Origin of the sequence: Chryseobacterium sp. IHB B 17019, from assembly GCF_001456155.1 — a bacterium.
Lineage (GTDB): Bacteria > Bacteroidota > Bacteroidia > Flavobacteriales > Weeksellaceae > Chryseobacterium.
The window spans coordinates 650,968-665,401 of sequence record NZ_CP013293.1; the positions used below are offsets into that span (position 1 = coordinate 650,968).

General features: G+C 35.9%; 13 protein-coding genes. 8 read left to right on the forward strand and 5 right to left on the reverse strand.

The window, feature by feature from the left end:
• Positions 1-257 precede the first annotated feature (257 nt).
• The 5 genes from ATE47_RS03010 (at position 258) to ATE47_RS03030 (ending at position 5,126) form a co-directional block, all read left to right on the forward strand.
• Positions 258-1,568, forward strand: coding sequence for a hypothetical protein (locus ATE47_RS03010; RefSeq protein WP_062160565.1), 1,311 nt, complete (start codon positions 258-260; stop codon positions 1,566-1,568).
• A 77-nt stretch (positions 1,569-1,645) separates the two neighbouring features.
• Positions 1,646-2,557, forward strand: a complete 912-nt coding sequence (locus tag ATE47_RS03015; RefSeq protein WP_062160566.1) for a T9SS-dependent choice-of-anchor J family protein — start codon at positions 1,646-1,648, stop codon at positions 2,555-2,557.
• 184 nt (positions 2,558-2,741) lie between these two features.
• On the forward strand, positions 2,742-3,482 hold the full coding sequence (locus ATE47_RS03020) for a hypothetical protein (protein ID WP_228376309.1): 741 nt from the start codon (positions 2,742-2,744) through the stop codon (positions 3,480-3,482).
• A 4-nt stretch (positions 3,483-3,486) separates the two neighbouring features.
• Positions 3,487-4,848 (forward strand): S41 family peptidase, encoded by a 1,362-nt coding sequence (locus ATE47_RS03025; protein ID WP_082632461.1) that lies wholly within the window; start codon positions 3,487-3,489, stop codon positions 4,846-4,848.
• Between the two features lie 11 nt (positions 4,849-4,859).
• Positions 4,860-5,126, forward strand: a complete 267-nt coding sequence (locus tag ATE47_RS03030; RefSeq protein WP_062160567.1) for a hypothetical protein — start codon at positions 4,860-4,862, stop codon at positions 5,124-5,126.
• A gap of 10 nt (positions 5,127-5,136) precedes the next feature.
• On the opposite strand, the gene ATE47_RS03035 is transcribed toward ATE47_RS03030, so the two are convergent.
• The 5 genes from ATE47_RS03035 to ATE47_RS03055 all read right to left on the reverse strand — a co-directional run bounded on the left by ATE47_RS03035 (position 5,137) and on the right by ATE47_RS03055 (position 8,737).
• Entirely contained in the window at positions 5,137-5,619 is a 483-nt protein-coding gene (locus tag ATE47_RS03035) for a cupin domain-containing protein (RefSeq protein WP_228376310.1), read from the reverse strand.
• A 230-nt stretch (positions 5,620-5,849) separates the two neighbouring features.
• Positions 5,850-6,395, reverse strand: coding sequence for a GNAT family N-acetyltransferase (locus ATE47_RS03040; protein WP_228376311.1), 546 nt, complete (start codon positions 6,393-6,395; stop codon positions 5,850-5,852).
• Between the two features lie 40 nt (positions 6,396-6,435).
• Entirely contained in the window at positions 6,436-7,164 is a 729-nt protein-coding gene (locus tag ATE47_RS03045; RefSeq protein ID WP_062160568.1) for a LytR/AlgR family response regulator transcription factor, read from the reverse strand.
• A 52-nt stretch (positions 7,165-7,216) separates the two neighbouring features.
• A complete protein-coding gene (locus tag ATE47_RS03050) occupies positions 7,217-7,615 on the reverse strand; it encodes a response regulator (RefSeq protein WP_062160569.1) in 399 nt (132 codons plus the stop codon).
• 75 nt (positions 7,616-7,690) lie between these two features.
• Positions 7,691-8,737 (reverse strand): sensor histidine kinase, encoded by a 1,047-nt coding sequence (locus ATE47_RS03055; RefSeq protein WP_062160570.1) that lies wholly within the window; start codon positions 8,735-8,737, stop codon positions 7,691-7,693.
• Between the two features lie 863 nt (positions 8,738-9,600).
• Between ATE47_RS03055 and ATE47_RS03065 the strand changes: the two genes are divergently transcribed.
• From ATE47_RS03065 to ATE47_RS03075, 3 genes are all read left to right on the forward strand, one after another.
• Positions 9,601-10,239 carry a phosphatase PAP2 family protein gene (locus tag ATE47_RS03065; protein WP_185097119.1) on the forward strand — a complete coding sequence of 213 codons (639 nt, stop codon included), beginning with the start codon at positions 9,601-9,603 and terminating at the stop codon, positions 10,237-10,239.
• Positions 10,226-11,743 (forward strand): phosphoethanolamine--lipid A transferase EptA, encoded by a 1,518-nt coding sequence (gene eptA / locus ATE47_RS03070; RefSeq protein ID WP_062160573.1) that lies wholly within the window; start codon positions 10,226-10,228, stop codon positions 11,741-11,743. The genes ATE47_RS03065 and eptA overlap by 14 nt, the downstream gene beginning before the upstream one ends.
• 352 nt (positions 11,744-12,095) lie before the next feature.
• Positions 12,096-14,432 carry a TonB-dependent receptor gene (locus tag ATE47_RS03075; RefSeq protein WP_062160574.1) on the forward strand — a complete coding sequence of 779 codons (2,337 nt, stop codon included), beginning with the start codon at positions 12,096-12,098 and terminating at the stop codon, positions 14,430-14,432.
• Positions 14,433-14,434 lie beyond the last annotated feature (2 nt).

Consider the following 14,434-nt stretch of genomic DNA (forward strand, 5'->3'; position numbering starts at 1 on the left):
GGTTCCGGTACCCTGAGATGAATCAAAAAACAATACTGATGATGCGCAACACAGTATGATTCCGAAAAAAACCGATGCCGGTATCTTCCCGAATATCAGCAGAAAACAAAACCGGGAACTCTTCACTGCAGCTCCTCCTGTATTGTAGAGTAACTATTAACCAAATCGCAGAAATACAGAGGCGGGTATTTCTAAATATTAAAAACAGTCGGGCTTGAAACAATAAACAAAAGGCCTGATCATCAAAACTTTTAACAATGAGAAAATTAACTTTAATCGCAGCAGCAGCTTTATCTCTTACTGCTTGTCAAAATGATTCTTTAGCAGATTCTTCAAACGCTTTTGATATGAAGTCTACTTCTGCTGAATATATTACAGCTTCAGCTCTTCCTGTAACTACTGTAAATGCAGATATTACTTCTAACACTACTTGGAGTGGAGTAATTGAGCTTGATGGTAATATTTCAGTAAGAGACGGTGCAACACTTACTATCCAGCCGGGAACTTTTATCAAAGCTAAGCCAAACGCTGCCGGAGAAGGTAGAGGGGTTTTAATCGTTACAAAAACAGGTAAAATCAATGCTACAGGTACAGAAACTCAGCCTATCATCTTTACAAGCTACAGATTATTGGATGGTAATGAAGATACTACTGCAGTTCCTGGAGATTTCGGAGGAGTAATGTTATTAGGTGACGCTCCTACAAACGTACCTACTACAACTGTTGTTGAAGGTCTTCCTCAGAATTCTCAATTCTATTTCGGTGGTACAAATTCTGGTCATACTGCCGGAACTATGAAATATGTTCGTATCGAATTCGCAGGTTATGATTTCGTAGGGGCTAACTCTGGTAACGAAATTAACGGATTAACAGTTGCGGGTGTTGGAAGCGGAACTACTTTGGATCATATCCAGGTTTCTTACGGTCAGGATGATTCTTTTGAATTCTTCGGAGGTACTGTAAACGCTACAAACTTAGTATCTTTTGCATCAGAAGATGATAACTTCGATTTCGACAACGGATATACAGGTACAATTACTTGTGCTCTTGCTTTAGCAGATTTAAGTTCAGACCACACGGTAAGCGGTGGAGTTTCTGATACAAACGGTATTGAGCTTGATAACAACGCAGGAGGTACATCAACTACGTTGCTTACTCACCCGGTTATCAACAACCTTACAATCGTTGGAACACGTACTAATTCTATGTTGTCTTCGCCACTTTCAGGACCTGTTTATGAAAACGGTATCCACATCAGAAGAAACGGTAGATTAACTTTAAATGACGCTGTAATTACAGGATATCCTACAGGGATCAAAGTAGAAGGTTCAGGTTCTGAATTATCTTCTGCATCTACGTACAGCTCTATCAAAGTACACGGATTCACAACTGCTGTTACAGGTTTAGGTACTGCAGGAATTCCTGCTGCCAACTTAGTGGTTAATCCTACAGCAAATGCTTTCGGGATGTCTAGCCCATTCTTCAGCTTAACTTGGAACGTATCTCCAAGAAACTGTGGAAACTTCCAAGGTACTTGGACAAAATATGATTTCTCAATTGTAGAATAATCTTACTTCAAATGCAGGGATGGTTTCATTGCCATTCCCTGCTTTTATTACAAACAAAAACTTTAATAATTGGTATTATGAAAAAATTAATTTTATTTTCTGTTCTGTTTTTATCACAAGCAATATTTGCACAATATCCTGTCTGGAGCAATTCTTTTGACACACCGTCTTCTCTGCAGGGATGGACCTTCCATGACCTGAACGGTAACGGAAACGGATGGGTACAGGGACAAAATATTTACCATAACGGGAGTACTTTGGCTTATGGAACTTCAGGAGTTCTTCGTCATTCTATTAATTTGGTTCCTTCAGGTAATGCAACCGGGTTCGGAACAGAAAATGACTGGATCATTTCACCCGAAATCGATCTTACAAATGCAGGAGGAAACATCACATTAGCGGGTTATATCGGAAGACAAAGATCCACACATACAAGCGTGGGAAGAGATATCTATATTTTCGTAAGCACACCTCAGAAACCAGTGCCTGAACTGTCTGATTTTCAGCAATTGGCGACAGCAGCACAAAATGCAGGAGGAGCAACCCATAAATTCATCGCCAGTACAACTTTGCCGGCAGATCTTACTCAGTTTGCAGAATCTTTAGTAGATATTTCGGCTTTTGCAGGACAAAAGATTTACATCGGCTTATGGTCAAACAGAATAGTTTCTGCACCTATTAATTCTCAGAATATCAATATTGATGAGATGGCTATTTTTTCATCAGTTTTGAAAACAAATGATGTAAAAACAGTTAAAAACTTAACCAAAATAATGGAAAACCCTGTAACAAATTCTTTACAATTACAGCTTAATCCTGGTTTAAAAGAAAATACAACTACAGTTACTGTTTATAATCTGGCAGGTCAAAAAGTGGTGATGACCAAATACTCAAAAAACATTAATGTAACTGCATTGTCAACAGGAGCTTATATCGCTGAGGTTTCCGATGGAAAGACAACAGAAAGATTGAAATTCATTAAGAAATAACATTTCAAAAAAAACAAACACTGATTTTGAAAAAAAATAACCATGAAAACTTTTTATATAGTAGGCTTTTAAACTTAAAATTATTATTCAGAAACATATCCAATTGAGTTTTTATAATTTTTATTGCCCTGCTTCTTGGGTGGGGCAATTTTTTAAGTTAATTTTTATAATTTAAATAATATAGATGAAAAATATCATAGCACTGGTACTGTTTACCATACTTTTTTCCTGTACCGATAATAATATGATGCAGCCATACGACAAACCGCAAAAAGCCGCTGAAATCAATGTGAAAGGCTATTCCAATCCGGATGTTTTGCAGTTGAGGCTTAACGGCTCTCCGGTCACCATCAACGGAAATGATTCTTATACGGATAAAATAGAAACTAAGATCAATTTTGTGCTCGATGAGGGTGAAACCGATGAACTTGGGATTTACAATACTCAAACTGGGGCTCAGATTGCAAAATATACGATCAATTACAATAATTTTAATGATTATAAAAACCTTAGTTTTTTCAATCTTCCCGGTATTTTCCTGAAAACTTATGCCGTAAAACCACAGGTGAATCTTGGAAAAGTAGGATTTGAATTTATTTTCCCGAATCTGGGCGAATTCTCAGGGTCGCCACTGACTCAGGTCAAAGGTGTCCTGAAAAGGGAAAACGGTGTTGTCCTGGCAGAATTTGACAATATTGGAAAAGACAATTTTACGACGGTAAAAATCTATAATTTTTTCAGTGCTACAGCACCCGTTTATTTAGAATTGTACAAGCCGGGAACTACCGAGCCTTATACCGGTTCCAACCCGATTCAGGCTAAAATAAAGCAGGATATTGGAGCCAATATGATTGTTATTCAGGAGAAAATGGAGAATGGAGTATGGGTGGTAAAAGGAGATATAGACGTTGCCGATTATCTATAAAACAATGAAAAAAATAAAGACTTTTTTTAAATATCACTTATTGCTGATTATTTTAATTGGCATTACTGTTTTTTCGTGCAGGGATGCAGAGGACGGCTTGCCGGATTTTCCGGAAGGCAGCACTGAATCGAAGAATCTCTGGGTTCAGGATAGTATGAGACGGTATTATTATTGGGCTGATCAGATGCCCGCAAAACCGGATTATCATCTTCCCGTAAAGGATTTTTTTAAAAGTTTATTATCACCGCAAGATCGTTTTTCTTATATTGTTGACACCAATGATTCTTCTACCTATCCGCGTTCTATTCGGGGGATGTATGGTTTTGACTATGCAGTTTTACAGCTCGCAAATGGTGAAGTAGTTACCGCTATAAAACTCGTCCTCACCAATTCTCCGGCCATGAATGCAGGATTAAAAAGAGGAATGATGATTAAAAAAATCAACGGAACAACGATTACAGCTTCCAATGCAGAACAGTTAACGTCCTCGCTTCCCAATCAGACCGTTATTGATCTTACGGTGGGAGACTGGGAAAATAATACGATTGTTAATGAAAAAAATATTACGGTATATTACGGGTATTCCCTTGAACAGCCTATTAATTCTAAGATTTTTGAACAAGCCGGCAAAAAAACAGGCTATCTTTATATTTATGATTTCCCTGATGGGATGACACAGAATTTGAATCATAAATTCAGTGAATTTAAAGCTGCCGGAGTTCAGGAACTTATTCTGGATCTTCGTTACAATTACGGTGGTTCGGTTTCATCGGCTGCTGCTTTATGCTCGTTAATTCCTTCAGGAATATCGGCCGGTTCACAATTTATAACGTTTAAAGGAAATAAAAATGGGGGAGAAGTAAAGCGTACATTTTCACAACAGATTGCATACGATCCCAATGCACTTGACTTTAATACGCTTCAAGCCAATTTATTAGGCTTAAATAAAGTATATATTCTTACTTCAAGCAGTACGGCTTCGGCTTCGGAAATTGTTATTAATAATTTAAAACCTTTTATGCAGGTTATCCAGCTCGGAGAAAAAACGTTGGGGAAAGATATGGCAGGCTTTGCGATTGAAGACAAACGGAAGCCTAAGAAAATTTCCTGGCAGATTCATCCTGTTATTTATAAAGTTTTCAATGCAAACGGAGAAGGAGGCTATAGTAACGGGATTGCACCGCAGATTTTGGTGGATGAATATAGCTCATTACCTCTTTTACCTCTTGGTGAGTCAACAGAAACGCTGCTTTCATCGGCTTTGCATAAGATTTATTCAAAATCATCCAATGGAGGATCAGTTTCAGATCAGAAGGTGAAAGTTTTATTTCAGAGTGATAATCCTTTTGCCGGAATTGCAAGATAAGTTTAATTAAAATGCAAGGAATAGAGCCTAAAATTCACAATAGTCTGACAGAACGCATGGATTCTTACCGTTATTTAATAAAAAAAATGGAAGAATATGATGCTGAGTCTTTTGAAATCATTTCACGGGCTTCTGAATTACAGGCTTTGTATGAAGATTATTTAAGCAATAAAAAGAAACTGGAGAAAAGTATAAAAGATTACAAACAGTTTCATGATGATTTGCGTAAGCTGATAACCGTAAAATTGCGTGAATTAAAGAGGAAATCAAAGAAATAATGAAATTGATTTAGTCTAAAATCTTATTATTCCGCGGATCATCCACAGGGTTTATATAGCTTAATCCTAATGGGCCGTTTGCGGTAACCTGTGTGACATAAGCACCGGATCTGGCCCAATGGAAATGAGGGGTATTTCCTGGAAGAACGACTACACTTCCCGGAGGATATGCTTTTAATTTTGAAGGATCATACTTGATACCGATGCCAATGTAAAAGACACCTGAGATAACTGTGTAAATGCGATTTTCCGGGTGGATATGAGGCATAAGTATTGTACCCGCAGGAACACTTACTCTTGCCAGATAGGGCTCGGCTTTGTTCGGGTCACCCACCAATACAGCGATACGAGCGCTTGGCGGGAATGCGGGGAATGACGTCCATTTAATGTCCTCCGGATAAACATCTCCTATCTTTTTATTGTCCAAACTCTGGGCCTGTATTTTGGCTGCTGATAGGATTACAGTGAAATATAATAGATTTGCGATTTTCATTTTGTTGCTTCTAAGTACAACAAATTTCGGTAGCTTTTTGCACTTGGAGGCGTGATCTACATCACATTTAAACTGAAGTGTATGGTATATTAATTTCAGAAGATATTTTTCTCAAAAATTACAGATGATAACTCAATAGAAATGGTTGTAGCTTGGTTGATCTATCAATTTTGCTTTCATTTTATGCTATATTCTTTTACCCATAATGTTGTTTTACCTATGTATTTTTCTTAGAGACTCCTTTTTATCCTCAGCTCATATTCAATTTCATCATCTCCGATTTCGGTTGTTTTAATGAACTGAAGCCGTTCAAGCAAACTTATTGCCTGGGAGTTTTGTTTTGTTGTAATAGCCCAAATACGTTGTAATCCCATATTGTTTAGTCCGAAGTCTATGGCTAATTGCATTGCCATGGTCATAAAACCCTGTCCTCGAAACTGAGGAAGCAAAACACAGCCCAGTTCTCCGGTAGCATTTTCAAATCCGCGATAGTAACCGCAAGTCCCGGCAATTTTACCGGTAGAATTTTCCACAATTCCCCAATGGACGGTATTTCCTTCCTTATAATCATTATTGATTTTAGTTTGCATTTCGCCTGCAATTTCCGCAGTTGTTGCTTGTACAGCATTATAAAAAGAAATTTCGATGATATCTTCCAGATCAGATTTTTCAATTTGTCTCAACGAAATTTTTTCTCCTTTAATATTTGGAAAGTTAGAATAGGGTGGAAGTTTCATTTGATTATATTGTGTGTTTTTTACATTCTTTTTGTCCATTTCTTATATGTTGATTTTCATGGTTATAAAAGTATTTTTATTACTTATTCAAAAGCTTCTTTGTTATAAATTCATTAAAAAAGAAATCCCTGTAAATATTGCCAATTGGTATTTCACTTTTCCCTATGTATACAGTATTGTTATCTACAGAATCTATTTTGTTTACATTAATTATATAAGATTTGCTAACCCTCACAAAGAAACTTTTTGGAAGCAAATCATGAATAGTTTTAATATTCATCAGCGTAATCACTTTTTGATTATCTAAACAGATCACTACATAATCTTTTAAGCCTTCGATAAATAGAATGTCACTGAAATGTAGTTTAAACATCCTCCGTTCCGCTTTTACAAATAAGTAATCATCTGTTGCTGTTTCTATATTGGAGGTTCCATTTTTCGTTTCGAAAAGTTGGGAATAGGTTTTAGCTTTTTCAACAGCCTTTTGGAAACGTTCTAATTTTACCGGTTTGATGAGATAATCTACAGCATCCACTTCATAGCTGTCTGCGGCAAATTCTGAAAAAGCAGTTGTGAAAATGACAAGTGTTTCTTTAGGGATTGTACTGGAAAATTCAATCCCGTTCGTACCAGGCATTTGAATATCCAAAAACACCAAATCTATAGTATTAGGATTATTTTTTAAAAATCCGCCTGCAGATTCCGCTCCGTTGAAAGTCTGCAACAATTCCAAATTATCAGTTTTTTCAATCAACATTTGTATGGCCTCTCTTGCCAAAGGCTCATCATCTACGACTATGCATTTCATTTTTTTTTCTAGAGTTTTCACATTATAAATTTACAATTTCTCCATCTACTTTCTAAATAACAAAATAATCGTCCGAAATATCCGATTTTTCTTCCTGTATGAGTTCCAAGAAGACACGTGCTTCGTCCACTCCTTTTTTAAATCGTTTTGAAATTACAGACTCCGATAGATGCTGTAGATCTGTTTTGCAGGCAGTATTGGCAAAAGGTGAAAATTCAGGAATATAGATTACGAAAATATTTTCCGGAATATTCTGTAAAAACTCCAAATTATTGACATCATACATCTGGATATCAAAGAATACAACATCTATTTTGATACTTTTCAAAAACACATGCGCTTCGAAAGTTGTGTTAAATGCTGATACAAACTCCATATCATCAGTTTGCGCAATCAGTTTTTCAATGGTCTTTCTCATCGAAGTGTCGTCGTTTACAATAATACATTTCATACGCAGAATTTATTTTTTTCATAGGTATGCGATCGCGTAATATTTTTGGATTGACAGAGTCAATTCTTGGCGATTTCACAGTTTAATAGTTAAATAAACAGTAAAAGTTTCTACATCGTCAATAATTTTTAAAGTATGATTTAATGGAAATAATAGTTCTAATCTTCGTTTTGTATTGGTAAGTCCAAGTCCTCCGGAATTCGAAATGGCCTTTAATAAAGGTTTTGAGTTAATACATTGAAAGCTAAGCTCATCATCTTTTATCTCAAAAAAAACATTGACGTAGGACGACCTTGCAGAATCATTATTGTGCTTTACTGCATTTTCCACAAACGAAATAAATAATAGAGGAGGAATCTGTATGCTGCTGAGATTTCCTTCTTTGGAAATAAGAAAACTGAAATTGTCACGTCGTATTTTTTCCAGATTCAGAAAATCTTCCAGAAAATGAATATCAGATGTCAGTAAAACTTTTTCTCTTGCGCTGTCATATAATTGATAGCGCAGCAGATCACTAAGTCTCACCAAAACCTGCGAAGCTTTTTCCGGGTCTTTTTGGGTAAGAACATTAGCATTATTCAGCATATTAAATAAAAAATGCGGATTGATTTGGTTTTTCAGTTGTTCCAGCTCAGTTTGAGCGTTGGTTCTTTCCAATTCGTTGATAAGTTGAGCATCCATTATCCATTGTTGAAACAATTTTACCGATGCCGACGCAATGATAAGCACCATAACCATAAATGAAAAGGTAAAAAAGTTAATATCGTCATCCTGATAAGGCAGTAAATAAGGTTTAAAATAATACGCAGCAATCTGATGTACGAAAAACGATAGAATCATGCCTGAAAGCACATAAAGACTATAGCTCACGTATTTTTTCCTAAACAAAAATTTAGGCACAAAAAAATACATATTACTGTAGGCTAGTAAAATTATCTGTAAAAAAATAACGATCCGATTATAGCTTTCAAAAGGTTCTACATAGTCCGCCGGGCTGTAATATAAAACAACAATACTAAATGCAACTAACAACGAATGGCGGCGAAGACGGTATTTTTCTGAAATGAAAAATTCGACCATCCAATTGGCATCCAAAGTTTTTCTGTGCTTAGTTTTACTCATAGGCCGATTTTAGATTTCAAGCAAATGTAACAATATGCAAGAAATATAATTTTTTTCTATACAAAAGCACATTATTAATATACCAACATAAGATTTAAACATAGCAAACCTTTTTTAGGAGTTTAAATAATAAAATAAAATCAAGAAAAGGCATTTCCAATTATGATTTTTTTTGTTCTGGAAATCCAGCTTTTTTCCGATGAAATTTTAGGGTGCAATTTTTTTTACTAGATGAAAAAGCTGCTTTAATATATTAATTAACGCATTTTGTATATATAAAATATACGGGGTAAGCAAAAATATACTTTAGCTGAAAATTGTAACATTTAATTCTAAATTTTAATAAATGAAAAGCAGTATCAGACTCTTTCTATTATTCTTTTTTGCGTTTGCAACCCACACATATTCGCAGGAAAAAGTGACACTTAGCGGTACAATAGCCAATAAGTCCAATACCGAAACATTAATTGGCGTGAACATTTACATTCCAGAAGCTAAAGTCGGCATTACTACCAATTCTCTATCACCTCATATGCAAGGTTTTCCCTCAAAAATGTTGATAAAGCTATAAACCGAACAATAAAGGAATTGAAAGCAACGCAAATATATCGGGCAACATGGTACAGATAAAATCTATACAAGAACGATGAATTCATACAGAAATAATAAAAATAATGAATGAAACCGCTATCTCGAACTTTAACAAAGTTAAGGTCTCTTATTTTCTTTTGCCACTATTGCTGTTGGCTATTGTCGCTACCTATCTGTATACCCATAATGCATGGTCAGCCGGTAATTATATAAGCATACAAAAAGAAGCTTTTATTTACTTCAATCTGCGATTATCCAAATTTCCTGTACTGATGTCTAACTTCACGCAGCTTGGAGATGCACTGATTATACTTTCTTTATGCACCATCCTTATCTTGTATGCTCCCAGGATATGGGAATCTTTGATATGGGCATCACTCATATCAGCCCTTTTATGCAGCTCTCTTAAACGGTTTTTCGAAATACCCCGGCCGGCCGCAGTACTTGAAAAAGACAGTTTTGTAATCATAGGCAAGGCTTATTTTGGGAATAACAGCCTGCCATCCGGACATGCCATTACTTTATTTACGGTGCTTACTGTCTTGTTATTAGCTTTGATGCCTAAAAATATTTATTTAAAATTAATTTCGATCATGCTGATTATCGGTATGGGAATCTTATTTTCATTATCCAGGGTTGGGGTAGGAGCGCATTATTTACTTGATGTAGTAATAGGAAGCATTATAGGATATATTTCGGGAATTTCAGGGATTGTCATAAATCGGTACTGTAACATATGGAGTTGGATTGGCCTGAAGCGATATTATCTTTTATTGATTATATTATTCATGGTCTGCAGCATGGTTTTGATACAGAAGATGCTGTGCGATAATTTACTTATCTTTTATTTTTCATTGCTGAGCTTATTCATGACTACTTATAACCTAATCAAGAATTATGTTACAAAATAATTTTAAGTTTTCGTTCTATGTTTTAGGGATCAGTATACTCAATCTATTGCTGTTCCACCTTCCGTTCTTCAAATTTGTTATCAGCAATATCGATTATAGAACAGTCAATGGCAGCTTCCTGGTGTTCAGTCTTTGTATAATGACGATTGTTGCCAACTTTTTTGCTTTTTATATGTTGCTTTTCCGTTCGGGAATTGCAGGCAGGATCCTGATATGCATTTTTTTCCTGATCAATGCAGTGGCTCTTTATTTTATTAATACGTATGGTGTTATCATTGATGAAAGCATGATAGGAAATGTTTTAAATACCAATTATGGAGAATCAAGCAGTTTCTTTTCCTTTAAACTCTTAGGGTATATTATTTTTCTTGGATTTGTTCCAGGTTATTTTATCCTTACCGTAGGTATAGTTAAAGAATCAATAAAAAAATGTTTATTAACGTTGCTGAGCAGCATTCTGTTTATTCTTTTATTTGTTTTTGTCAACAGCAGCAATTGGCTTTGGATCGATAAAAACTCCAAAACACTGGGCGGGTTGGTTATGCCCTGGTCTTACACTGTCAATACAGCGCTTTTTTACATCCATCAGCATCAATCGAATGAAAAAGAAATGCTATTGCCGACAGCAACGATGAGCGATAACGAGAAAGCAGTTGTGGTACTGGTCATCGGAGAATCTGCAAGACGGGAAAATTTCTCACTTTACGGATACGGAAAGAAAACCAATCCGTTACTTTCCAAAATCGATAACGTCCATACTTTCCAGGCGAATTCCTGTGCTACTTATACTACAGCCGGAGTGAAATGTATCCTTCAGCATCAAGATACGGATGAGCTTTATGAAATACTTCCGAACTATCTGTACCGGAATAATGTAGACGTCGTATGGAGAACTACGAACTGGGGAGAACCGCCGGTTCACATTAAGGATTATCAAACCCGCGAAACGCTGTTATCTGAATGTAACGGTGAAAATTGCGGTTATGATGAAGTACTGATTTCAGGCCTCAAAGAAAGAATAGTATCAAGTCATACCAATAAAATTCTGATTATCCTGCATACCAGTACCAGCCATGGGCCCACGTACAGTAAAAAATATCCGAAACAGTTTGAAACTTTCATCCCGGTTTGCAACAGTGTGGAACTGGGTAAGTGCTCCCAACAGGAACTCATCAATGCTTATGACAACACTATCGTATATACAGACTACATATTATCCCGTGTGATCAGTGAGCTGCAGGAATTGAAAGGCTATCGCAGTTCCATGATCTATGTTTCAGACCATGGAGAGTCTTTAGGAGAGAAAAACTTATATATGCATGGGCTGCCAGTAAGCCTTGCACCCAAAGAACAATATGAAATACCCTTTATCGTCTGGTCTTCAGGAGGTCCGGCAATAAAAAATGATAAATTTGTGTCTCAAAGTTATGTTTTTCATAGTGTGTTGAGATTTCTGGGGGTACAAAGTCCTGTTTATAATGAGAAAATGAGTGTTTTTAAGTAGCTAGCTTCGATTTTTTTTGATTCATTGAGGAGAGATAAAAGTGCTATTCTAAAGCCGCAATTATAACTAAGATTTTTTACACAAGAACAGATAAATTAAATAAAGCCACGGAATAATATTCAGTTTTTTATTAATGCTGGGCAATAATTTTGATATCAAATTGTTTTATTGCAAATTGTATTATCTTTCAGCAAAATTCTGGATTAGAATTATGAACAAGAAAAAAGTGACTGATTTTTATTTTTCATTCAATATTTAAATTTTGTTCAATGGAATTTCTATTTGACTCATATATAACATCATAAATATAATTACTATTTAAAAATCTCTACTACATTAAAATAAAAACTGAATGCAAACATCTTTTTTTAAAATTGCTGCCGCATCGGCTGCTCTCTGTTTCAGTACATTAGCTGTAGCCCAGCAAAAATACTCAGTAAGCGGAACTATTAAAGATCAAAATACCGGCGAGCTGCTGATCGGAGTCAACGTAAAAGTAGCTGAAGATCCTTCGATCAATGTTGTAGCCAATGAATACGGCTTCTATTCCTTATCATTACCAGAAGGCAGCTACAACATAATTATTTCTTATCCTGGGTACAGGGACTTTGTGCAGGCTATAAAAGTTGATCAGAATGTTAAGCTTGACCTCCCATTAAATCAGGAAGGAAAACAAGAAAAAATAGAAAATATTGATGAGGTTATTGTTTCCGGAGTAAAAAAAGATAAAAATCTTTCGACCGCTCAAATGGGTACGGAAACTTTAAGCATGAAAAATATAGAAAAACTTCCTGTTTTATTTGGAGAAAAGGATGTTATGAAGACTATTCAGCTGTTACCGGGTATCAAAAGCAACGGTGAAGGCAGCAGTGGATTCAGTGTAAGAGGTGGGGCAACTGACCAGAATTTAATCTTGTTAGATGAAGCACCCGTTTATAATGCTTCGCATTTGTTGGGTTTTTTCAGCACTTTCAACAGTGACGCCTTAAAAGATGCAAGTATTATCAAAGGAAATAGTCCCGCACAGTATGGCGGAAGGCTATCTTCCGTGCTTGATGTAAAAATGAAAGACGGAAATAATAAGGATTATAACATCAACGGAGGAATTGGGTTGATAAGCAGCAGATTGAGTGTGGAAGGGCCAATCCAGAAAGAAAAATCATCGTTTATTGTTTCTGGTAGAAGAACCTATGCAGACCTGTTTCTTAAAGGGAGTGATGATTTTAAAGACAGCAAACTTTATTTTTATGATCTTAATTTAAAAGCGAATTATCAGATCAATGATAATAACCGCCTTTACCTGTCGGGATATTTTGGAAGAGATGTTTTGGGAATTGGCAGAACTTTTTCAACAGACTGGGGAAATACAACAGCCACGCTGAGATGGAACAGTATTATCAACAGCAAGCTGTTCTCCAATACTTCATTAATCTACAGCAAATATAATTATAACATCAGCCTGGAAAGCAATAATAATACATTCGGATTAGATTCACAGATCGAAGACTGGAATCTTAAACAGGATTTTACATGGTTTGCCGGAAATAAACATTCCGTGCGTTTTGGTTTTCAGTCTATTTACCATACTATTACTCCAAGCAGTGCTTCGGGGACGAGTGTCAGCAGTTTTCCGAGAAATCCGAGATCTTCATGGGAAAATGCTGTATATATCAATGATGACTTTAAAGCTACTGAAAAGCTGACCATTAATTATGGCTTGAGACTTTCTGCATTCAGTGTTTTAGGAGGAGATACATTTAATACTTATGAAAATGGAATTCTTACAGATAGTAGATTTTTAGAAAAAGGAAAATTCGGAAAAACATATATCAATCCTGAACCGAGAATTACTGCAAATTACCGCATCAATGAGGTGAGCAGTATAAAAGGAGGATATTCCCGTAATACTCAAAATCTACATCTTTTGAGCAACAGCGGCAGCGGAAACCCTACAGATCAATGGATAGGAAGCAGCTATAGTGTGAAACCGGAGATTGCAGATCAAATCAGTGCAGGTTACAGCAGGAATTTTAATAACAATAATTATGAAATTAATGCTGAAGTTTATTATAAATCAATGAAAAATCAAATCGATTTTAAAAACGGTGCTCAAATTTCATTTGATACCGCAGCAGATATCGAAAGTGAATTGCTTTTCGGTAAAGGCAGAGCTTATGGTTTAGAATTGATCGCCAAAAAGAAAAGCGGCAAACTGACCGGCTGGATCTCATATACCTTGTCAAAAACAGAAAGAAAAATAAACGGTATCAACGATAACGAATGGTATAATGCCAGAATGGATAAAACCCATGATCTATCTATAGTAGCAACCTATGAACTCAACAAAAAATGGTCTGTTTCAGGATTATTTCTTTATAGTACCGGAAATGCCGTTACTTTTCCTACCGGGAAATATGAGCTGAACGGACAAACCATATTTCAGTACAGTAGCCGAAATGCTGACAGAATGCCTGCTTATCACAGAATGGATTTAAGTGCTACTTACGAACCAGAATCCACAAAACGTTTCCGCGGCTCTTGGTCCTTTGGTATTTATAATGTATATGGCCGAGAAAATGCCTATACCATTACCTTTGAAGATAACCCGAATAATCCCGGAACAACACGCGCCATGCAAACCTCTTTATTTCGCTGGGTACCAAACATCACTTATAATTTCAAATTTTAAAT